Here is a 21,446-nt window from a genome sequence, read left to right as displayed (position 1 = left end):
CGACGCACCCGGTCAGAAGCAGCCGGCCACAGCCGGCTGGGATCAGTTTGCGGGGGCCTGGTTTTCGTGGTTCTGGCGCACGTATTCATCAAACAGGCGCACGCCGAATGCGGTGGCACCCGCCGGAGAGGTCGGCTTGCCGCCGGACTCGATCCAGGCCATGCCGGCAATATCCAGGTGTGCCCACGGGCGATCCTTGTCCACCCATTCACCGACGAAATGCGCGGCCGTGCCGGCGCCGGGGCCGCCGCCGCCGTTGCGCATGTCGGCGATCGGCGAGCTCAGACGGCTTCCGTATTCGGGCAGCATCGGCATGCGCCACACCCGATCACCCGAGGATTCCCCGGCCGCTTCCAGCTGGGCGGCAAGGTCGTCGTGGCGGCTGAACAGACCCGCGTAGTCAGCACCAAGCGCGCCGACGATGGAACCGGTCAGCGTGGCGATGTCGATGACCACTGCCGGGTCGTCACGGTCCTGCACGTACCAGAGCGCATCCACCAGCACCATGCGCCCTTCCGCGTCGGTGCTCATGATTTCGTACGTCTTGCCGGCGGCGGTACGGATCACATCGCCCGGGCGCGCCGCGGTGCCGGAAGGCATGTTCTCGGCCAGTGCTGCCACTGCGACCGCATTCACCGGGGCGCGGCGGCCCGCCAGGGCCTTGATCGCGCCCACCGACACCGAGGCGCCGGTCATGTCGTACTTCATGCGCCACATGCCGCTGGATCCCTTGATAGAGATGCCACCGGTATCAAACGTGATGCCCTTGCCTACGAATGCCACCGGCGCGTCGCCGGCGTTGCCGCCGTTGTAGCGCACCACCATCATGCGCGGCGGGCGCTGGCTGCCCTGGCCGACGGCCAGGATGCTGCCCATGCCCAGGCGCTCCATGGCTTTCTCGTCCAGCACCTCGATGGTCACGTTGGGCAGGCCGTCCAGCGCTTCACGAGCGCGTTCGACAAAGGTCTCGGGCCAGATCACGTTGCCCGGCTCGGTCACCAGGTCGCGCGAGAAGGCGACCGCTTCGGCCACCGGCTTCCACTGCGACTCATAGTCCGCTGCCGCGGCGGCGCCGGCGGGGGTGCGGATGACCAGTTCGCCCTGTCCTGCGCGCGGCGCGGAGTCATCATCGCCCGAGTCGCTGCGGTACTTGTCGAACCGGTACTGGCCCAAGGCTGCACCGAAGGCGACGTGTGAGGCCACGCCAGCCTCATCCCCGCGCCACAGCACCTCGATGCGCGGGGCGGTGCTGCGGGCACCGTCCTGTCCCACCAGGCCGCCGAAATCCTCCAGCACCCGCGGGGTCACTTCGTCCTTGCCCACGCCGATCAGCAGCACGCGGTCAAAGTTGCCGATACCCGGCAGATCCAGCTTGCTCTCGCTGCGGCCCTTGAAGCCGGATGCATCCACCGCACGCTGCAGCGCGCCACCGGTGGCGGCGTCCAGATCGGCGAAGGCACCGCTGGCCACGTTGCCTTCGCGCACCGGAATCGCCACCGTGCCGGTTTCCGGCACGGAGTAGGCGTCAAAACGGATGTCGCGCTGGGCCGCCGCAGGCAATGCAACGCTGGCGATCAGGAAAGTGATTGAAGCAACAAAAGCGAAGCGACGTCGGGACATGAAAACTCCGGCAGGCGAAAACAGGGCGACCACGGCGCGAGTGCCAGCGGTCGCCATCGGGGATGATTGGCTTGTTGAAACCTTATAACAACGCGACCCTGGCCGTGCCGTGCCGTTGGTCATGCGACGGCACGGCGGCATGGCAGCACGGCGGCCTAGCGGGAAAGCAGGTAAGCCGGTAGCCCCATCAGTGCCAGCAGCAGGAGGATTCCAAGTACCCGCGCCAGCACCCAGCCGGGCCGCTCGCGCATCATCGTGGCGAAGGTTTCGGCGGTTCCCTCACGCATGGCTGCCTCGTGCTCGGCGCGCATCTTTGCCTGGCGTCCAGTCTGGTAGGTGGCCATCAGCCGCTTGGCCTCCTGGATGTCGGAGTCGTGCTTGACCCAGATCGCACCGAGCGAAATTCCGAACAGTCCGGGCCGGGTTTCGTACCAGGCAATGCGGTTGGCATCCAGCATGGCCCGGACTTCATCGGCCTCATCGTCCGGCACGTGGCGCAGGTTTAGCAGCAGCTTGGCCATCAGGATTCCCCGTCGGCCGGCAGCTGGTAATCAATCCCATACGGTGGCGGCTCACCACCGGGTCCGTTGAGATAGTGCTCCATCCAGCGCATCAGGCGCAGGGAGTAATCCCAGCGCGAGGCCGCGCGCGCGTTGCCGTGGCCCTCACCCGGATACAGCACCAGCCGCACCGGCGCCTGGCCAGCCAGCTGCAGATAGCGGTACATCATGTACGACTGTCCGACCGGCACCCGCGGGTCGTCCTCACCGTGCAGGATCAGCGTGGGCGTACGCGACTTGTGCGCGTGGGTGATCGGGCTGGCCTGGCGGAACGCCTCCGGATCCTCCCAGGGCCACTTGCCCATGTGCACCAGGTGCTGCTCATAAGGGATATCCCCGCTGGTCACCAGGCTGGCCTGGTCGGAAATGCCCACGAACATCACCGCAGCCGCAAACCGCTCGCTGTAGTACGTCGCGCCCCAGGCGCTGGCATAGCCGCCGTAGGAGCCACCGGTGATCCCCACCCGATCCCCATCCACGAGCCCGGTTGCGATCAGATGATCGACGCCATCCACCAGGTCATCAAACTGCTCCATGCCCGGGCGGCCCCGATCCAGCTTGGAAAACTCCACGCCGCGCCCGGTGCTGGCCCGGTAGTTGGGGAAGAAGCTGGCGAAACCCCGGGCTGCGGCATACTGCGCAGGCTGCGAGTAGCCGGTCAGCCAGCCGTTGGAATAATGCGATTCCGGCCCGCCATGGACAACCAGGATCAACGGCACCCGCTCACTGCCGCGTCGATCAAGCGGATGCACCAGCACGCCTTCGATCTCCAGGCCGTCGCGGGTGGCGTAGCGCACTACTTCATGCCGGGCCAGGCGCACATCGGCCAGCCAGGGATTGCTGTCGGTCAGCCGCCGCGCCTGTTGCTCGCCCGCTGCCCCCTCGCCCGCAGCGATATGGAAGACTTCGGCCGGATGTTCCGGTGATTGCCCGACCAGGGCGAGGTCTCCGCCGGCGGATGCGCTCAGCGAACCCCAGATCGGCCCGCCTGCGATCAGTACGGTGCGGTCCCCGCCACCATCCACGCCAATTTCGCCAAGCCGGGTATCCACCCCCTCGTGGCTCACGTAGACCAGCGTTTCCGCATCGCGCCAGGCTACGCTCCATACATGGCCTTCCAGCCCCGGCAGCAGATCACGCTGGGCTCCGCCGGTATTTCCGACCACGGTCAGGCGGCCTTCGCGGGGATCGTTCTCATCGGCAGCGGAAATGATCGCGAGGTGCGAGCCATCCGGGCTCCAGGCCAGCTGGCCGAGCTTGCCGGGATTGTCCACGCGCCCCAGTTCCCTTCCCTGCAGGTCGATAATGCGGACCCGCGCAAATACCAGGGTGTCGTCCGTCAGCTGCCGCGGCGTCACCACCAGCGCCATGCGGTCGCCCGCCGGGCTCCAATGCACCGACTGCACGCTGCCCTCCAATTCGATCAGGCGCGGCTCGGCATCCGGCGCGTCCAGCTCGGCGGTCCACAGTTCGATCGGGCGCCAGTCCTCTTCGTACACCTTCTGGGTGAAACCCTTGCGGCGCAGTGCCTTGAGCTCATCGCTTTCCGGCTGCTGGGCCAGCAATGCTGCGCGACGGCCGTCCGCCGACAAGCTGAAACCGGTGATGTTGCGGTCAAGCTGCGCCACCCGGATCGCCTCGCCGCCCTGCAGCGGGATCCGGTACAGGGCGCGGCCGTCGTCACCATCGCGGCGCGCCAGGAACCCGATGTGCCGTCCGTCCGGGAACCACTCGACCGCACCTACGCTGGATTCGCCGGTGATGAACCCGCGGCTGTTGCCGCTGCGATCCACCACGTGCAGTTGGGTCCAGACGCGACCGTCCACTTCCACGCCGGGGCGACGGGGCACGCTCAGCACGTAGGCAACTTCAGAGCCGTCCGGGCTGATCGCCGCGCGCGTGACCGACCTGGTCTGGGCAATCTGCTCCAGGCTCATGCCGTCGCGGGCCTGCGCCGCCAGGGACAGCGGGATAAAAGCCAGACAAGCCAGCAACAGCAAGCGCCATCGAGCCATGGTGCGGATTCCGTATTCAGGGCCCAGCACTTTGCCACAGCCGCCCTGCGGCGATAAACCGGAGCCCCCTGGAACACCGGTGCGGGTTGCACATCCGCGGCGGGATCTCTAGCCTTCGGGCCGTATTACTTCTTTTGCTGCCGTGTGTTCTCCGGCATATCCCCTTTTTCTTTCCCTTCCATCCAAGGAGCTGCTCCATGGAGATCGCTTCCAATCGCGTCGCCAGCATTCACTACACCCTCACCAATGACGAAGGCCAGGTCATCGACCGCTCGCCCGAAGAACAGCCGCTGAGCTACCTGCACGGTGCCGGCAACATCGTTCCGGGCCTGGAGCGCGCGCTGGAAGGCAAAAGCACGGGCGACACGTTCAAGGTGGATGTCAGCCCCAACGAGGGCTACGGCCAGCGGAATGACGCGCTGGTCCAGACCGTTCCGCGCGAAGCTTTCCAGGGCGTGGAGAGCATTGAGCCGGGCATGCAGTTCCGTGCCCAGACCGACAACGGCCCACTCGTAGTGACCGTGGCCGAAGTGGACGACGAACAGGTGAAGATCGACGGCAACCACCCGCTGGCCGGCCAGACCCTGCACTTTGCAATCGAAGTGGCCAACGTGCGCGAGGCTTCCGAGCAGGAGAAGCAGGTCGGCCACGTTGGCCCGCCGCAGGACGCCACGGACTGATCTGCAGCTTTTGAACCATCTTCCAGCGGATGCCGGCCCCGCAAGGCCGGCATCCGGGAACGCCTGATCCGCGCCGTCGTCAGTTGGGGGCGACACCCTGCAATACCCGGCGCAGATTGGCGCGGGCAGCGGAATCGTAGCGCTGGTGGAACAGGTCGCTGAGGAAGATCCTCGGCCGCTCCAGCAAGGCTTTCAGGAAGCGACGGCGGTTGAGCCGGAACAGCCAGCCCGGCACGTGTCCGCGATACTCCGCGGCAATCGCCAGGTTGTAGGCATCGAACAGGTCCGGGTCCGCGCCGAGGATTGCCATGTCGCAATCGAGGAAATGGCGGACATCATCCGCATCCGCCCCGCTGCCGAAATCCTCCGGCAGGTGCTGTCCGTGGCGGGCGGTCAGTTCGATGAGCCACGACACCCTTGCCGCATCCACTGCTTCCGGCAGCCAGCGCTGGATATGCTCTGCCGCCAGCCGCGCGGAACGGACCTCATTGTCGCGGCGCTTCGCCTCATAGATGGCATCGTGGTAGAGCACCGCCAGCCAGGCTTCAGCCGGCCTCGCCCAGCCCGGGCCAGCGGCCACATCGGCATAGTGCCCAAGCACCTCGGCCACGTGGTTGAGGTTGTGATAATCACGCGGCGGGCTGCGGTATGCCGCCTGGATGGCCTCTGTCTGCGCAGCGGGCAGCGCCAGCGGACCGCTCGCAAAAATATCGCCCTGCATGCTCACCCGACCTGCCCCGGTCGCAGCACCAGCACGGCACCCGTGGCGACCAGCAGCGCCCCCAGCACCCTCCAGGCGTCCACGGGGCGCACCGGTCCCAACACGCCGAAGTGGTCAAAGAGCAGGGAGCCGACCAGCTGGCCGCCCACCACCAGACAGATGAGCCCCGCGGCGCCCAATTTGGGCACCAGTACCGTGGCGCACAACACGAACAGCGCGCCGATCAACCCGCCCGTCCAGACCCAGGCCGGCAAAGCCGACAGGGTCCGCAAGCCGGGCATCGGCGTACGCGTGGCCAGCAGCGCCAACGCCAGGACCATGGTGCCGACGAGGAACGAGGCAAACGACGCGAACAGCGCCCCTTCCGTCGCCTGTCCCAAACGCGCGTTGATCAGGGCCTGCAGCGGCAGCAGCACACCCACGGCCGCCGCCAAGGCAATTCCACCAGCCATCCATCCGTTCATGCACGACTCCCGTAGCAGCACCTCGACAGTCTAAGGCCCTGCCTGCGGGAGACGGCATGAAGCCGGTGCGCGCCGTGCCCCGCCCGGAATCAGGCGGTGATGCGTTCCAGGCGGAGCGCCGGGTTCTCGGTGCAATGCAGCTGGAAGTTGCGCCCGGCCATCGACACGGTGATCTCGCGGACGTTGTTGACGATGCGCCGGTCACCGCTGCGCATCCGGGTGCCGTCATGGATACGCCAGGCAAACCGTGACATCAGGACTGCAAGGTTGCGGGCGTCGCCACGGGCTTCCGGAGCCGCCTGGTCCAGCAGGTCCACCACGTGTTCCGGCCTGACCCGGTTCCAGGCGCAGATCCCTTCGGTGGCACGCTTGCGGCCGAGTGCGAAGCTGTCGCAGTTGTCGATCGCCTGGTCAACATCCAATCCATAGAAATCCATGCTGTTCTCCTTTGCTTCCTGGTTGCGCCGGGTCGCCTCATGCCACCCGGTATTCGAAACTTCCCTTGTCATCCGCGGTCACGTCGATACGCGTGATACTGCCACCTTCGGCCATGCTGGCCAGCACGTTGCCGGCGATCTCCGGCAGCAAGGTGCCGTTGAGGATGTGATCGACGTTGCGCGCGCCCGAGTCCACCTCGGTGCATCGGGCCAGCACCGCCTCCACCAGCTCACCGTTCCAGTCGAACACTGCCTTGTGATTGGCCGCCACCCGGTCGCGGATGCGTCCGAGCTTGAGTTCGATGATGCGGGCCAGCACGTCGTCGCTGATGGGGTAGTACGGCACCACCTTCAGCCGGCCGAGGAACGCCGGCTTGAAGTGCTTCATCAGCACCGGCCTCAGGCTCTCGGCCAGGGCGTCCGCATCCGGGATGTCCTTCTCCTCCTTGTTCAGGCAGGCCTGCATGATCTGCGCCGAGCCGACGTTGGAGGTGAGGATGATCAGCGTGTTGCGGAAGTCGATCTCACGCCCTTCGGCATCGTCCATCACGCCCTTGTCGAACACCTGGAAGAACATTTCCAGCACGTCCGGATGGGCCTTCTCCACCTCGTCCAGCAACACCACGCTGTAGGGGTTGCGGCGCACCGCCTCGGTCAGGACGCCACCTTCGCCGTAACCGACGTAGCCCGGAGGAGAGCCCTTCAGGCCGGACACGCTGTGGGCCTCCTGGTACTCACTCATGTTGATGGTGATGAGCTTGCGCTCGCCACCATAGAGAATGTCGGCCAGGGCCAGCGCAGTTTCGGTCTTGCCGACGCCCGATGGGCCGACGAACATGAAGACTCCCCGCGGCTTGTTCGGGTCCTCCAGCTTGGCGGTGGCCGTGCGCACGCGCTGGGCGATGGCCTCCAGCGCATGATCCTGGCCGATCACCCGCTCGGCCAGCAGCCCGCCCAAATTGCGCACGGTGCGGATCTCGTCCTTGACCATCCGCCCGAGCGGGATGCCGGTCCAGGCCGAAACAATCTCGGCCACCACGGTCCCATCCACCTGCAGGGGGACCATGGGGCTTTCGCCCTGGAGTTCGCGCAGTTCGGCCATCAGGGCGTCCAGTTCGGCCTGCTCGGGCGACACCGCCGCTTTCACGTTGGCTGCCTTCTTCGCTGCCTTGCGCGCCTTCTTCTTTGCGGGAGCGGGCGCGGGCGCCGGCTCACCAGCGCCATCGGCGGCATCCCCGGCAGCAGTCGGCTGCTTCCCCGTCAAGGGCTCCTCCATCCGGGTTCGCAGTTCGCGGACCTTTCCGGCGAGGGCCGTCTCCTGCTCCAGCCGGGCCTGGCTTTCCGCCAGCACCTTGCGTGACTCCTCTTGTTGTCCGCGCAGCTCGGCCAGGCGCTCTCCGTGTTCTCGCGCTCCACCGGCGACCTCGCGCTCCAGGGCGGTAATTTCCGCCTCAAGCCGCTCCAGGTGCCTGGTGGTGTCCTCGATGATCGCGGGCGTGGCGCTCTGCCCCAGCGCCACTTTGGCGCAAGCGGTATCAAGCACGCCGACCGCCTTGTCCGGCAGCTGGCGCCCGCTGATGTAGCGGTGTGAAAGCCGGACTGCCTCGGTGATGGCTTCATCCAGCACGCGGATGCCGAAGTGCTTTTCCATCAGCGGCACGATGCCGCGAAGCATCGCGGCGGCCAGCGGCTCGGAGGGCTCTTCCACCTTCACCACCTGGAAGCGGCGGGCCAGCGCGGCATCCTTTTCAAAATACTTCTTGTATTCGGCCCAGGTGGTGGCCGCGATGGTCCGCAGCTCTCCGCGCGCCAGGGCCGGCTTGAGCAGGTTGGCGGCGTCGTTCTGGCCGGCAGCTCCGCCGGCGCCAATCATGGTGTGGGCTTCGTCGATGAACAGGATGATCGGGTGCGGGCTTCTCTTGACTTCGTCGATCACGCCCTTGAGCCGGTTCTCGAATTCACCCTTCACACTGGCCCCGGCCTGCAACAACCCCATATCCAGCACCTGCAACTCCACTCCCTGCAGCACCTGGGGTACGTCCTGCCCGGCGATGCGAAGGGCCAGGCCTTCCACCACCGCCGTCTTGCCCACGCCGGCCTCGCCGGTGAGGATCGGGTTGTTCTGGCGGCGACGCAGCAGGATGTCCACCAGTTGGCGGATCTCGGGATCACGACCGATCACCGGATCGATGTGCCCATCACGCGCCCGCTGGGTGAGGTTGGTGGTGAACTGGTCCAGGGCCGGCGTTTTTGAAAGTCCACCCTCCCCGGGCTGCTGCACTTCTGCGCCCCCACCTTCAACCCCACCTTCAGTCCCTGAAGCGGCATCGGCGAACCCCACCGCCTGCCCGCTTTCCTGGGAGCCTTCGGTCAGCGCGCTGAAGTTGTGCTTGAGCTCCTCGCGCTTGATCCGGGCGAACTGCTTTGATCCCCGGTAGGCCAGCTGCGACAGGTCCGGCTGGGTCAGCAGTGCCAGCAGCAGGTGGCCGCTGCGGATGCGGGTCGTGCCTGAATCCAGCGAAGCCAGCAGCCAGGCGTGTTCAAACAGGGTGGGCAGGTGCGGCGAGAACACCGGGGTGCGCGTATTGCCATTGCGGAATTTCGCGATCTCGGCCGCCAGATCCTTTTCCAGGGCGCCCGCGGGAATCCCGCTCCGCCGCGCGATCAGGGAGAAGTCGCACTGCGGCTGCTCCAGCAGCGCGAGGAACAGGTGCTCAAGATCCACCTCGTAGTTGCCGCGCGCCATGCACAGGCTGGCGGCCCGCTCGGCCGCTTGGCGGCACCTGTCGTTGAGCTTGCCAATCAGTGTCTTGAGATTGATGTTCATGCTTGAAAACAACGCTCCATGTCATTCATTGCAGGGTGTGGATTCCATATCCGGCATCAGCCCTGGCCTGCTGCGAGGGCCGCGTGCACACATAACTATCCCAGCCCAGCCGCGCACCGTGGCCACCACCGATGCCCGCGCCGCGGACATCCTCGGCCCTGAGCAGCAACCGGATTTCGTACTCCAGGCACGACCCCGTGAGCAACGTCAGCCACTTTTCCAGCGCGGCGGCAGCGGTGCCTCCAGGCAGGAAGTCGTCGAAGCGCTCGCGCTGCAAGGGGCCGATCACCAACCGCATCCGCAGGTCCCGCTGCCACACCCGGTTACCGGCAAGCGCGGTAGTCCCCAACCCCGCGTTGGCCACGCCCAGCCTGGTGGCCTGATGCTCCGGCACCTGGTACCAGGCACCCACGAACTGTTCGACCTCGACGCCCGCCTGGAAATAATCGGCGAGCACCTGCTGCAGCAGGCGTGCCGATACAGGGCGCTGGCGCACCGCGCCGGCGTAATGGGCAATGGCCTGGTCGAATACCCCACCCTCGCCCTCGGCCAGGCGGTCGCGCAGTCCGGTCATCCCCACGCCGGCCAGCGACAGCACAAGCGGCAGGAATTTCTCCTTGCGGTCCAGCTCGTACTGCATTGCCAAGCGATACTTCTTCCACGCGGCGTAATGCAGCGCCACCGCGCGGTTGGTGAACATATCCAGGAAGGCCCGCGCCGCGCGATCACGCTGGTAGGTTTCGCGCTCCTGCAGGAACTCGGTGTAATGCGTCGGCAAGGCTCCGACCGTGCCCAGCAGCCCCATGAAGGCGGGCGTGAGCGTGATGTCGCCGATGTTCCCGCTTGCTGCGACTTCCTCGATTTCCTCCGGCAGCGTAAGCGGCCCGCCTTCCGCCGTCCGTGCCTGGGCGCTTTCAATCTCGGCGGCGGGAAACGCCAGCGACAACGTGTTGCGAAAGCGCACGCGCAGCGCCACCGCATCCTTGCCACCCCCGCCCTGGCGCAAGTACAGCTGTTCGATCAGCCGCATCGCCTGGAAGAAACCGAAGCGGTGCGGCTGATCGAGCAGCTGCTGGATCAGGCCAGGATCGATTCGCCGCTTCGCGGGTCGCATCGGACCAGCTCCTCGCCGTTGCGGGCAGACAAAAGGACGAATCGGGTAAAGCTGTTGGCATGGACGTAAAGGGCGAAGAAGCGGTCCATCACGTGCACGAACGCTGCGATGCCCGTGCCCACGAAGCCGGCCTCGTCGATCGTCATCCGGATCTCGATCCCCCGCACTACCGAGCCGAAGTGCTCGCCTGCCAGCCAGGTGGTGCTGGAACTGTGCTCCAGCCCGACGATGCCCTCGATCTGGCGGCTGGACACGCTGCTGGACGACAGGTCGTAAAGGCGAAGCATCTCCTTCACCGCCGGCAGCCCGCTCTGGGTCAGCGACAGGTGATTCAGCGACAGGTGCGAGATCAGCCGCCAATGCGCGCTGTGTCCGCGCGCGAAGCGCAGCGGCGATGTGGGCTTGCGCAGCAGCTCGATGCTGCGGGCCGGGCTGCCGCCCTCGATGACCAGATCGCCACCGGGCACGCCGTAGGCCAGCCGGGTTGGCAGGTCACGGTTGCTGCAGGTCAATTCCACCCCGACCACGTCGGTCCTGGGCACGACCGGATTGAAATCCAGGTCCACGAACGAGAGCTCGGTTTCATAGCCCGGGCTCTGGCGGGCCACCATTTCGTCCCGTCGCGACAGCCAGTAGTGTCCGCTGCGGTCCGGATCCTCACCATGGTGCAGCGAATAGAACGGCCGGAACTCCTGCACCTGCTCACCCTGCGGCGTCTGCCGGATCCGGCGCACCGCATCGATTGAGTGGACCTCATAGGCGAACGCGCGGCGAGCATCGGCCACCACGGGATAAGTGGCGGCCCGGTGGGTGACCCGGATCGGCTCCCCGCGCTGCTGGAACAGGTTGACCACCGGGGTGCAACCGAGCAGCACGTTGTCGGCACCCATCCCTTCCAGCAGGCGGCTGCCTGCGTCCTCACCGCGATTTCCGCGCAGGACCAGGTGCACGCTGAAGCGGCGACTGGCACCGGCCACCACCGGCGCCAGATCAAGATCAAAGAAGCCGAATTTCTCCGGGAAGGCGAAGAGCTCCGTGAGCAGCCGGTAAGCCGGATGCGAGCGCGCCGGGAAATCGACCAGCGCTTCGTCTTCGGTAAAACCGACCGGCGCAAGCGGGGATTTTTCCAGCCTGCGCCAGCGCCCGTCCCCGTCCGCTTCCACGTAGGCGGCCATCACCTGCAGCGCGAGTGCATCCCGCAGCGCAGCGCAGAACGACGGCTCGCCATTGACGAACAGGCGCAGTGCGTGCACCCCCAGGCCGGCGAAGGACACCTGGTCGGAGAGCAGCTCGAATTCGAGGGTGATCCTGCCGCCCGCTCCGGGTGGCACCGTGGTGGCCATCGGCGCATCGGCAACCGCCCGGTATCCGGCTTTCACCAGTGCCAGTGGCAGCAGGTCAACGTTGTAGGCGGTGCGGAACCGGCATTGCACGCCCTTGACCGGGCGCGATTGCAGCTGGGTTCCACGCGCGACCCGAACCGGCGCGCCCAGCTTGGCTGCCGCCGCACCCATGTCAAAGCGCGCAATCGAGCAGGACGGGAACGGCCGCAGATAATGCGGGTACATCACCTCCAGCAATGCGTCGGTGAACTCGGGGTAATCGTCTTCCAGCTTCTTCGATACCCGGGCGCTGAGCAGCGCGAAGGACTCGATCAGCCGCTCGACGTGCGGATCCTGGCTGCCGTCGGCGGACACCAGCAGGCGGCCGGCGATCTTCGGATAGCGCTCGGCAAACTCGCGCCCGTAGCGGCGCAGGAATGCCAGTTCCCTTTCGTAATGCGGAAGGAGGTCCTGCATCGGTCAGGCCGCCTGCCGGCGCATCCGGCTGACCGAGTATTGCAGCGTGTTCGCCTGCAGCAGCGCATCAAAGCTGATCGGCTCGCGTGCCGGCTGCAGGTCCAGCAGGGCCTGGATGGTGAAGTGCAGGCCCCCACCGAGGCGCCGGCTGGCATCCAGGCTCACCTGTACGTTGGTCAGGCGCGGCTCATGGCGGGCAACCGCCTGCTCCAGCGAACGGCAGATTTCCGCGCGGTCATAGGCGTTGGCCAGGCTCATGGAGGAGAAGTCGCACAGCCCGTAGGTCATCAGCGACTGCCGGCAATTGGGATAGTCGGCCAGGTCCAGCTCGGAGAAGGCGGAACGGCTGTTGAGCAGCCCTTCCAGGTCACGCGCCACCGATTCCTTGTACTGCTCAACCGAAATCGATTTGAATACGCCGCCCCCGGTACTTCCAGGCGCGTCATCAAGAAGTTTTTCAATCAGGCTCGGCTCGAATCCATTCATTGACCGTCGTCCCAGGTTGTTCGGCGGCGGCCGCAACAGCGGTGGCGCCGAAGCGCCACCGCCAAGGTGGATCAGGTCAGGTAGTTCGGGACGTTCTTGGTGTTGCTCCACTGGGCAACCGTCTTGCCGCCCACGCCGCCTTCCGGCTTCTGCTGGTTGTAGGTCCAGCGGATGGCGCCGAAGCTCAGCTGCACCACTTCCTGCGGCATGCCCTCGTCATCCACCGTAGTGGTTACGCGGTGCACGAGCACATTGAGCAGTTCAATGGAGTAGTAGTTGATGGCATTGCCATCCTTGTCGGCACGCATGAACTCGATGCGGGCCTTGGGGAACGTGGTGCCGTTGGCCGTCGCCTGGTTCAGCGCGGTGGTGGCCAGGTCGATCTCCTTGACGATCTCGACCGGCGACATGTTGACGCGTGCCGCGGTCTGGCCGCCCGAGGTCGAAGCAGTTGCCGAGCGCGGCTGCAGGAGGTCCTGCGAGAACGACTTGATCTCGATCCAGTCCCGGTGCTTGTCGTCGCGGGACTCACCCTTGATGGTGTCGATGCTGAGGAATGCGTGCTGCATGATCTGGTTTCCTTTGTTCCGTTCTTCCGTGAGATAGGCGGGCTGGACATGCATCCAGCCCTGTTTGCCACCGTCCGCTCAGGACGGCCGCGTCAGTACTACCCAGGGGTCTCCGCCCCTTGACGCTGCAAAAACGCTACGACTTCTTGGCACCGGCCGGCAGTTCGGCCACCAGTCGCAACGAAACAGACAGCTCATCGAGCTGGAAATGCGGCCTGATGAAGGCCACCGCGCGGTAGACGCCGGGCTTGCCCGGCACCTCCGAAACCTGGACGGATGCCTCGCGCAACGGGTACTGCGCCTTGGCTTCCTGGGTTGCGTTGTCGTCAAGCAACACGTATTGGGCGATCCAGCGGTTGAGGAAATCCTCGACGTTCCCCACCGAGGCAAAGCTGCCGATCTTCTCGCGCATCATTGCCTTCAGGTAATGCGCAATCCGCGACACCGCGAAGATGTACTGCAGCTGCGCCGACAGGATGGCGTTGGCATTGGCCGTGTCCGAGTTGTACTTCTTCGGCTTCTGCGCCGACTGGGCGCCGAAGAACGCCGCGTAATCGGTGTTCTTGCAGTGCACCAGCGGGATGAAGCCCAGATCACTCAGCTCCTTCTCGCGGCGATCGGTGATGGCAAGCTCGGTCGGGCACTTGAGCGCCACTTCGCCATCATCGGTGCGGAAGGTATGGGTGGGCAGGTCTTCCACCAGGCCACCGCCCTCCACGCCGCGGATCGCCGCGCACCAGCCGTATTCCTCGAACGCCTTGGTCAGGCGCGCACCCATGGCGTAGGCGGTGTTGCACCACAGGTATTTGTCGTGATTGCTGGCTTCCACTTCCTCAACGAAGTTGAAGCCTTCCACGGTGATGCCGTCCTTGGGATTGTAAGGCAGGCGGCCGAGGAAGCGCGGCAGGGTCAGGCCCACGTAGCGGCTGTCCTCGCCATCGCGGAACGACTTCCACTTCGCGTACTCGACCGTGTCGAACACCTTGGCCAGATCACGCGGCTTGCCCAGGTCGGCAAAACTCTCCAGCCCGAACATGTCCTCGGACGCGGCGCTGATGAACGGGGCATGCGCGGCGGCGGCCACGTGCGACATCTGCTCGATGAAGTACATGTCCTCCGGCTGGCGGCCGATGTAGTAATCGCCGATCAGGGCGCCAAACGGCGCACCACCGAAGGTGCCGAACTCTTCTTCGTACACCTTCTTGAACAGCGCGCTCTGGTCGAAATCGATCGCCGACTTGAAGTCACGCACCAGGTCCTTCTTTGGCGCGTTCAGCACCTTGACCTTGAGCAGCTGCCCGGTCGAGGTCTGCTGGCACAGGTAGTGAAGTCCGCGCCAGCTGCTTTCCAGCTGCTGGAACTCGGGCGCATGCATGACCGCGCTGACCTGCTCGGAAATGATCCTGTCCAGTTCCGCGACGCGCGCGTCCAGGGTCAGGCTCAGGTTCTCGGACACAACCACCGTGCCATCAAGTACTTCCCTGGCCAGCTCGGAAATAATGTCCTTGGCGCGGCGGTGCTCGGCATCCGACCTGGCAACCTTGCTCTGCTCGACAATCTGGTCGAGCAGCCCGGCTTCGGCGACGGTGGCGACGGCTTCGTTGGCGGTCGTGGCTTGTGCGGACATGCGTTACTCCTGGTTCCCGTCGCCGCCCAGCTGCTTGAGCTGCTCGGTGTTGTTGAGGACGTCGTTAAGCAGGTCCTCGAGCTTCTCGTTGCCGGCGAGCTTGTTGCGCAGGTCGGCGAGTTTCGCGCGTGACTCCATGAGCCTGCGCAGCGGCTCCACCTGCTGGACCACCGACTCCGGGCGGAAGTCGTCGATCGAATTGAATTTCAGCTCGACCCCGAACTCGCCGCCTTCATCGCTGATCCTGTTTTCCACGCGGTAGGTCGCGCGTGGCGTCATGCCTTCCATCACTTCATCGAAGTTGTCGAGATCGACGTTGACGAACTTGCGGTCCTTGACCCGCGGCAGCGGCTGCTCGGGATTGCCGCTGAAATCGCCCATCACGCCCATCACGAAAGGCAGCTCCTTTTCCTCGATCGCGTCGCCCTTCTCCACGTCGTACGTCAACTGCACGCGCGGCGGACGCACCTTCTGCAGGCGCTTCTGCACGCTATCCTTCTTGGACATCCTGTCGTCTCCTTGACGAAGTGTGTTGTGGCCGTCAGCTCAGTTGCCGCCGATCCTCTCGAACGGATTGGAAGAGGCAGGGGCGCTGGGTTGCGCGGCTGGCGCCGCCGTATCGGCGGGCTGGGCCGGCGTGGCAGCCGCCGATTGAGCGCGACGGGCCGGTGCGCGGCGGCGCGGAGTTGGCGCCGGCGCCGACTGATCGGCAAAGATTTCCGCGCCCATGGTGTTGCGCAACGTGCCGGCCAACACCTCGGCTTCACGACGGGCGGTGGCCGAAGCCAGCGCGCCACGCCCCTGCAGCCGCTGCAGCGAACCGGTCGCAATGCGGAAGCCGCTCACCGTGAGGATGCCGTCGGCCACCAGGTCGTCGGGGTCGCGCTGCAGCACTTCCTCGGCGGCAACGATCGCGTGGGCGTAGTTGGTACGGTCGAATTCGAGCTGCGCCGTGCGCACCCAGGGTTCCTTGCGGATGGGGTCGGCGCGGGCGGCGCTTGAGAGTGCGCCCACGGCATGATCGACCTGCCCGGCCTCGATGGCCGCTTCGGCCTGGGCCATCAGCCCGGCGTAGTCGGGCGTACCTGTCTGTGAGGTGGTGGCGCAGGCGCCCAGCATGGACAGCAGCGCCAATCCGGCCAGGAGGCGAACGCTCCCGTCGATACGACCACGCAATCCCTGCATCTTCCCTGTCAAACGCATCCCTGTTGCACTCCCTTCGGTCATCAATGACCCCTTCAATCAATCCTGATTGGTTCCTTTACACGCAGCATGTCCCCGCTGCGCACGCTTGGGATCCGCGGCGCCAAAGCGCGTTGAATCCCGTTCCCTGCTGTATTCCGGTCTGGGTATAGTAGCCTTTCTCCGTCACGTCAAGACCGACGTTTCACGAAGACGCAAGCGACTCTGGATTGTGTCGTTTGCCCCCGTGGTCCAGAAGCCAGCCGAATCCGGCCGGCGCGGACATTAAAAACCAGCGCACCAGGCGATTCAAGTATGGACACTCATTTCGCACGCTATTTCTGCGTTTTCCTGCTGTTTACCGCGCTGTTGCTGTCTGGCTGCGCGAGCAGCGGTGGCGTTGGCAAAGCCGTCAATCGCACCCTGGAATCAGTGGGTCTGCGCGAAACCGATGCCGATGCAGCGGCCGGGATCAGGACCATCCCGCTGCGGCTGTACGCCGGGGACAACCTGAACGCCGGCAATGGCCCGCGCGGCCTGGCCACCGTGGTCCGGATCTATTACCTGCGCGGCATCCAGCGCTTCGAACAGGTGCCCTTCGACGCACTGATGGACGAGGGCCGCGAGCGCGCCGAACTCGGCAACGACCTGATCGAAGTGCGCGAGCTGGTGCTGACCCCGGGCATCCGTCGCGAGTTGGAGGAGCGGCTGCCGGCGGAAGCCACGCACCTGGGCGTGGTGGCGCTGTTCCGCGCGCCAGCCAATGGCCGCTGGCGCTACGCCTTTGATGCACGCCACCGCGATGTCCAGTCCCAGGGCATCACCATCGGTCTGCATGCCTGCGCCTTGACCACCAGCAGCGAAGCCCTGGCATCGGCCGTCCCGGGCGATCCGGGCAGCCTGGTCTCGGCACGCTGCGCCCCCTGAACCGGAAACCCAGCCATGCCCGTTGCCTGATCCAACCATGCATGGGTAAGCTTCACTCCCGCGCCAAGGCAGGCCCGGCAACAAGCAAAAGGATTGCAATGTGTCGCATGTAAGTCGGATGTCGAAGGTGTTCTGGGGCGAGGGGCTGTTCCTTCGACCACAGCATTTCCAGCGCCAGGACGCCTATCACGAAGCCCGCCTGCACGACCTGGCCCGCAGCCTGCATCCCTGTTCCTGGGGGGTGAGACGCCTTCGCGTTGATACCCAGAGCCTGGCAACCGGGACCCTGCGCCTGCTGGAAGCCTCCGCGATATTCCCCGACGGGGAGAGCTACGACGCGCCCTCACACGATGCGCTCCCAGACGCTCTTGCGCTGTCTTCGCTGCCCGAGGGCGTGCAGTCCAGCACGGTTTTTCTCGCACTCCCGCTGCTGCGCGAGCGCGGCGGCAACTGCGGCAAAGGTGCCGAAGAGGGCCGGGCCGCGCGCTTCACCCAGCGCAACCTGCCCACGCCCGACCTGTTCAGCGATGCCGCCGAAGCAGACCTCGCTTACCTGGGCAAGACCGTGCGCCTGCTGACGGAGGACAAGCCGCGCGACGCCTATGTCAGCATTCCCGTTGCCAGGGTGCGCCGCACCTCCACCGGCGGGTTTGAGCTGGATGACAGTTTCATCGCGCCAGTCCTCCATATCGATGGCAGTGCCCGGCTGCATAACCAGTTGCGGGCGCTGCTGGATGCGCTGCAGGCCAAGGTGGATGCGCTCTACGGCGTGCACCGCCAACCTTCCGAGCACATCATCGAATTCCGCTCCGGGGACATCGCCTCCTTCTGGCTGCTGCACACCGCCACGTCGTCGTTCGCCACGCTCTCGCACCTGTTCCACCAGGCCGGGCTGCACCCCGAACGGCTGCATCAGGAGCTGCTGCGCCTGGCCGGCAGCCTGCTCACCTTCTCCCGCAGCTATGCGCTTGCGGACCTGCCGCGCTATGACCATGAGGCGCCGGAGGCCGGCTTCGAGCAGCTGTTCACGATGATCCGCGAGTTGCTGGACACGGTGATCTCGGCCCGCTATTTCCAGATCACGCTGCAGGAAGCCAAGCCCTCGTTCCATGTCGGCCGGATCGATTCGCAGCGCATCGACGACAACTCCGTCTTCTACCTGGGCGTTGCCGCCGACATGCCCGCCCAGGAGCTGATCCAGACCGTGCCGATTCGCTTCAAGGTCGGCGCACCGGACGACGTGGAGAAGTGCGTGCTCTCCGCCCTGCCCGGGGTGAAACTGGTGCACGCCGCGCAGGTACCGGCGGCGATCCCCGTGCGTCCCGGCAGCCACTACTTCTCGGTCGAGCCGCGCGGACCGCTGTACGAGCGCATGCTCAAGGCGCAGTCGCTGATGATCTACGTGCCCGGCGGAGTGCGCGAACTCAAACTTGAACTGATCGCGGTAGCGCCATGAACACCGACCTGCCTCCCGTCCCGGGCTCGATGCCCTCGTTGACCCCCCAGCTGGCGGCATCGCCGGTGGCCGGCGCGCCGACACCGCGCACGCTGGCCGACCTGATGTCCGACGGCTTCTACCTGCTGCTGCTGGTCAAGCGCGGCCAGCTGCCCAGCGACGGGGAAGCTTTCGTCCAGTCGGTGCAGCAGTTCCTGGACCGGGTGGAGCGCGGGGCGATGAAGATGGGCATCGCCTCTGAAGACGTATACGCCGCCAAGTACGCGTTCTGCGCGGCGATGGACGAAGCCATCCTGACCCAGCCTTCTTCGCTGCGCGATACGTGGGAACTGCAGCCGCTGCAGCTGCGCCTGTTCGGCGACCACCTGGCCGGTGAGAACTTCTTCGAACGTCTTGAAGAACTGCGCGCGCAGGGGACGCCGTGCCTGCCCTCACTGGAGGTCTACCACTATTGCCTGCTGCTCGGCTTCGAAGGCAAATACCGTCTGGAAGGGCCTGAGAAGCTTGGCTATCTCACCGCGCGCCTGGGCGATGAGATCGTCTACCTCAAGGGCAAGCGCACCGGCTTCGCGCCGCACTGGCCGCCGCCGGACAACGTGAAGCACACCCTGCGCCGCGTGCTGCCGCTGTGGCTTCCCGCCGTGCTGGTGGCCGGGTTTGGACTGCTCGGCTACCTGGGCCTCAATGCCTGGTTTGGACACCAGACAGACCAGACCCTGGCCGCCTACAACAACGTGGTGCAGATGCCCGAGCGTACCGCTCATATCACCATTACCCTGCCGTGAGACGAGGGGGTCTACCCCCTTGACGGTTGGCGCTCCGCTGGCCACGCTTCCGCGGATGACCACCACCCTCCTCCGCAACGCGGACGTTTTTGCACCCGCACCCCTCGGCCGCCAGGATTTGCTCCTGGGTGGCGGGAAGATCCTGTGGATGGGTCGCGATGCGCCCGGGCTTGCGGACGTGTTCGGCACGCAAACCATTGACCTGCAAGGCCGGCGGCTGGTGCCGGGGCTGATCGACGGCCACGTGCATGTCACCGGCGGCGGCGGCGAAGCCGGATTCGCCAGCCGGGTGCCGGCGCCGATGCTCTCGCGATATACCCGCAGCGGGGTCACCACGGTGGTCGGGCTGCTGGGTACGGACGATGTGGCGCGCGGCACCCGCGAGCTGGTGGCGCACGTCAATGCGCTGCGCGAGGAAGGGCTTTCCGCTTATGGGCTGGTGGGCGGCTACCACCTGCCGCCGGCCACGCTGACCGGCAGCGTGCGCGCGGACCTGGCTTTCATCGACTGCCTGATCGGCGTGGGCGAGCTGGCGATCAGCGACCACCGCTCCAGCCAGCCGACGCTTGAAGAACTGCTGCGGATCGCCTCGGAGGCGCACGTGGCCGGGCTGATGACCGGCAAGGCCGGGATCGTGCATCTGCACCTGGGCGACGGGGCGCGCGGACTGGACCTGGTGCGGCGCGCGCTGGACCAGTCGGAACTGCCACCGCGGGTGTTCAACCCCACCCACGTGAACCGCCGCAAGGCGCTGTTCGACGAGGCCATCGAACTGGCCCGGCGCGGCTGCACGATCGATATCACAGCCTTTCCGGTGGCCGAGGACGAGGATGCCTGGAGCGCGGCCGATGCCCTGATCCGCTATCTGGACAGCGGCGCGTCGCGTGACCGGGTCACGATCAGCTCCGACGCCGGCGGCTGCCTGCCCTGCTTCGACGCCGAAGGCCGCGTGAGCAGCATGGATGTCGGCCACTCCGGCGCACTGGTCGAAACCCTGGCCGAGCTGCTGGCGCGCGGCGTCGCGCTGGAGGAGGCGCTGCCGGCCTTCACCAGCAACGTCGCGGCGCTGCTGCGCCTGCCTGGCAAGGGGCGGATCGGGGCGGGCGCAGACGCGGACCTGGTCGCGCTTGACGGCAACGGCGCCGTCGCCGATGTGTTCGCCCGCGGCCGCCAGCATGTCCGCGCAGGCGGCGTCATACTGCGTGGTATGTTCGAAAAATCGGGCGGCTAGATGCCCGCGACAGGGGGCGGTGCCGGCGGTATCCGGCGCGCGGCTGAGGCCGGCGCGGTGCGGACCCAGGCGCCGGCCAGGACAATCAACAGGAGCAATTGATGCCTAGCAAACCCCTCAACGGGGAGAAACGCGGCTGGATCATCCCGATCGGCGGCGCAGAAGACAAAGACACCAACCCGCGCATCCTGGAGCGGTTCGTCGAACTCAGCGGCGGCGACCAGGCCGATATCGTGGTCATTCCGACCGCCAGCCGCCTGAAGGAAACCGGCACGCGCTACGAGGAACTGTTCAAGACAATGGGCGTGGCCAGCGTCGAGGTGATGGATTTCGATACCCGCCGCGACTGCCAGGAGCCGGGCCGGATCGAACGGCTGGGCCGGGCCAGCGGCATCTTTTTCACCGGTGGCAACCAGCTGCGCCTGTCGACGATCCTCGGCGGCACCGACGTGGCGCGTACCGTCCGGCAGCGCAACGCCCAGGGCGTGACCGTCGCCGGCACCAGCGCCGGCGCGGGTTTTTTGAGCGAGCACATGGTGGCGTTCGGAAAAGAAGGATCCTCGCCGCGCGCCAGCAGCGTGCGGCTTGCCCCCGGACTGGGGCTGACCAACCGCTTCATCATCGATCAGCACTTCCGCGAACGCGACCGGCTCGGCCGGCTCAGCGCGGCGCTGGCCTACAACCCGTTCGCGATCGGGATCGGGCTGGATGAGGACACTGCGGCCTTCCTGGCTCCGGATGACACCCTGGAAGTCGAAGGCAGCGGCAGTGTCACCGTGATCGACGCGCACGACCTGCAATTCTCATCCATCGCCCATGCCGATGAAGATGACCCGGTATGCATGTTGGGCCTGGGCGTGCATATATTGATCGCTGGCGCCACCTTCAACCTGCACACGCGACGGGCCTCGGCCGGACGCCTGGCCACCCGCAAAACCTGACTGGA

20 protein-coding genes are annotated in these 21,446 nt (G+C 66.0%); 6 read left to right on the top strand and 14 right to left on the bottom strand.

From position 1 onward, the window contains the following. Positions 1–42 precede the first annotated feature (42 nt). From ACW7G3_RS01675 to ACW7G3_RS01665, 3 genes are all read right to left on the bottom strand, one after another. Entirely contained in the window at positions 43–1,620 is a 1,578-nt protein-coding gene (locus ACW7G3_RS01675; RefSeq protein ID WP_456980766.1) for a leucyl aminopeptidase, read from the bottom strand. Between the two features lie 155 nt (positions 1,621–1,775). Next, positions 1,776–2,141: a DUF6164 family protein gene (locus tag ACW7G3_RS01670; RefSeq protein WP_456980765.1), complete on the bottom strand. Its 366-nt coding sequence runs from the start codon at positions 2,139–2,141 to the stop codon at positions 1,776–1,778. Further along, entirely contained in the window at positions 2,141–4,195 is a 2,055-nt protein-coding gene (locus ACW7G3_RS01665; RefSeq protein WP_456980764.1) for a prolyl oligopeptidase family serine peptidase, read from the bottom strand. The genes ACW7G3_RS01670 and ACW7G3_RS01665 overlap by 1 nt, the downstream gene beginning before the upstream one ends. A 197-nt stretch (positions 4,196–4,392) precedes the next feature. Here ACW7G3_RS01665 and ACW7G3_RS01660 point away from each other — a divergent pair, with 197 nt between their 5' ends. Then, on the top strand, positions 4,393–4,875 hold the full coding sequence (locus ACW7G3_RS01660) for an FKBP-type peptidyl-prolyl cis-trans isomerase (protein WP_456980763.1): 483 nt from the start codon (positions 4,393–4,395) through the stop codon (positions 4,873–4,875). Positions 4,876–4,954: 79 nt separating this feature from the next. On the opposite strand, the gene ACW7G3_RS01655 is transcribed toward ACW7G3_RS01660, so the two are convergent. The 11 genes from ACW7G3_RS01655 to ACW7G3_RS01605 form a co-directional block, all read right to left on the bottom strand. After that, a complete protein-coding gene (locus ACW7G3_RS01655) occupies positions 4,955–5,596 on the bottom strand; it encodes an HD domain-containing protein (RefSeq protein ID WP_456980762.1) in 642 nt (213 codons plus the stop codon). Between the two features lie 2 nt (positions 5,597–5,598). Beyond that, the gene (locus ACW7G3_RS01650; RefSeq protein WP_456980761.1) at positions 5,599–6,060 is read right to left on the bottom strand and encodes a DMT family transporter; all 462 of its coding nucleotides are present in this window, start codon (positions 6,058–6,060) and stop codon (positions 5,599–5,601) included. A gap of 89 nt (positions 6,061–6,149) precedes the next feature. Further along, positions 6,150–6,497, bottom strand: a complete 348-nt coding sequence (locus ACW7G3_RS01645) for a hypothetical protein (RefSeq protein WP_456980760.1) — start codon at positions 6,495–6,497, stop codon at positions 6,150–6,152. A 37-nt stretch (positions 6,498–6,534) separates the two neighbouring features. Further along, positions 6,535–9,324: a type VI secretion system ATPase TssH gene (gene tssH, locus ACW7G3_RS01640; protein WP_456980759.1), complete on the bottom strand. Its 2,790-nt coding sequence runs from the start codon at positions 9,322–9,324 to the stop codon at positions 6,535–6,537. Positions 9,325–9,349: 25 nt separating this feature from the next. Further along, positions 9,350–10,438, bottom strand: a complete 1,089-nt coding sequence (gene tssG, locus ACW7G3_RS01635) for a type VI secretion system baseplate subunit TssG (protein WP_456980758.1) — start codon at positions 10,436–10,438, stop codon at positions 9,350–9,352. Next, positions 10,402–12,237, bottom strand: coding sequence for a type VI secretion system baseplate subunit TssF (gene tssF / locus ACW7G3_RS01630; protein WP_456980757.1), 1,836 nt, complete (start codon positions 12,235–12,237; stop codon positions 10,402–10,404). Before tssF ends, tssG begins: the two co-directional genes overlap by 37 nt. A 3-nt stretch (positions 12,238–12,240) precedes the next feature. Next, entirely contained in the window at positions 12,241–12,723 is a 483-nt protein-coding gene (gene tssE, locus ACW7G3_RS01625) for a type VI secretion system baseplate subunit TssE (protein WP_456980756.1), read from the bottom strand. Between the two features lie 71 nt (positions 12,724–12,794). Next, the gene (locus ACW7G3_RS01620; RefSeq protein ID WP_456971869.1) at positions 12,795–13,346 is read right to left on the bottom strand and encodes an Hcp family type VI secretion system effector; all 552 of its coding nucleotides are present in this window, start codon (positions 13,344–13,346) and stop codon (positions 12,795–12,797) included. 82 nt (positions 13,347–13,428) lie between these two features. After that, on the bottom strand, positions 13,429–14,919 hold the full coding sequence (gene tssC, locus ACW7G3_RS01615; protein WP_456980755.1) for a type VI secretion system contractile sheath large subunit: 1,491 nt from the start codon (positions 14,917–14,919) through the stop codon (positions 13,429–13,431). Positions 14,920–14,922: 3 nt separating this feature from the next. Continuing rightward, positions 14,923–15,426: a type VI secretion system contractile sheath small subunit gene (gene tssB, locus ACW7G3_RS01610; RefSeq protein ID WP_456971865.1), complete on the bottom strand. Its 504-nt coding sequence runs from the start codon at positions 15,424–15,426 to the stop codon at positions 14,923–14,925. 39 nt (positions 15,427–15,465) lie between these two features. Continuing rightward, positions 15,466–16,122 (bottom strand): hypothetical protein, encoded by a 657-nt coding sequence (locus tag ACW7G3_RS01605; protein WP_456980754.1) that lies wholly within the window; start codon positions 16,120–16,122, stop codon positions 15,466–15,468. A gap of 294 nt (positions 16,123–16,416) precedes the next feature. Here ACW7G3_RS01605 and tssJ point away from each other — a divergent pair, with 294 nt between their 5' ends. From tssJ to ACW7G3_RS01580, 5 genes are all read left to right on the top strand, one after another. Next, complete coding sequence (tssJ, locus tag ACW7G3_RS01600; RefSeq protein ID WP_456980753.1) at positions 16,417–17,028, top strand: type VI secretion system lipoprotein TssJ; 612 nt, start codon at positions 16,417–16,419, stop codon at positions 17,026–17,028. Positions 17,029–17,146: 118 nt separating this feature from the next. Next, positions 17,147–18,484 carry a type VI secretion system baseplate subunit TssK gene (gene tssK, locus ACW7G3_RS01595; protein WP_456980752.1) on the top strand — a complete coding sequence of 446 codons (1,338 nt, stop codon included), beginning with the start codon at positions 17,147–17,149 and terminating at the stop codon, positions 18,482–18,484. After that, positions 18,481–19,269, top strand: coding sequence for a DotU family type IV/VI secretion system protein (locus tag ACW7G3_RS01590; RefSeq protein WP_456980751.1), 789 nt, complete (start codon positions 18,481–18,483; stop codon positions 19,267–19,269). Before tssK ends, ACW7G3_RS01590 begins: the two co-directional genes overlap by 4 nt. A 55-nt stretch (positions 19,270–19,324) precedes the next feature. Beyond that, positions 19,325–20,500 (top strand): beta-aspartyl-peptidase, encoded by a 1,176-nt coding sequence (gene iadA / locus ACW7G3_RS01585; RefSeq protein WP_456980750.1) that lies wholly within the window; start codon positions 19,325–19,327, stop codon positions 20,498–20,500. Positions 20,501–20,601: 101 nt separating this feature from the next. Further along, positions 20,602–21,441, top strand: coding sequence for a cyanophycinase (locus ACW7G3_RS01580; protein ID WP_456980749.1), 840 nt, complete (start codon positions 20,602–20,604; stop codon positions 21,439–21,441). The last annotated feature ends 5 nt before the right edge of the window (positions 21,442–21,446 follow it).

Source organism: Luteimonas sp. A478, from assembly GCF_054052025.1.
The sequence above is the reverse complement of the archived record's forward strand: the minus strand, read 5'-3'. Positions and strand labels throughout refer to the sequence as shown.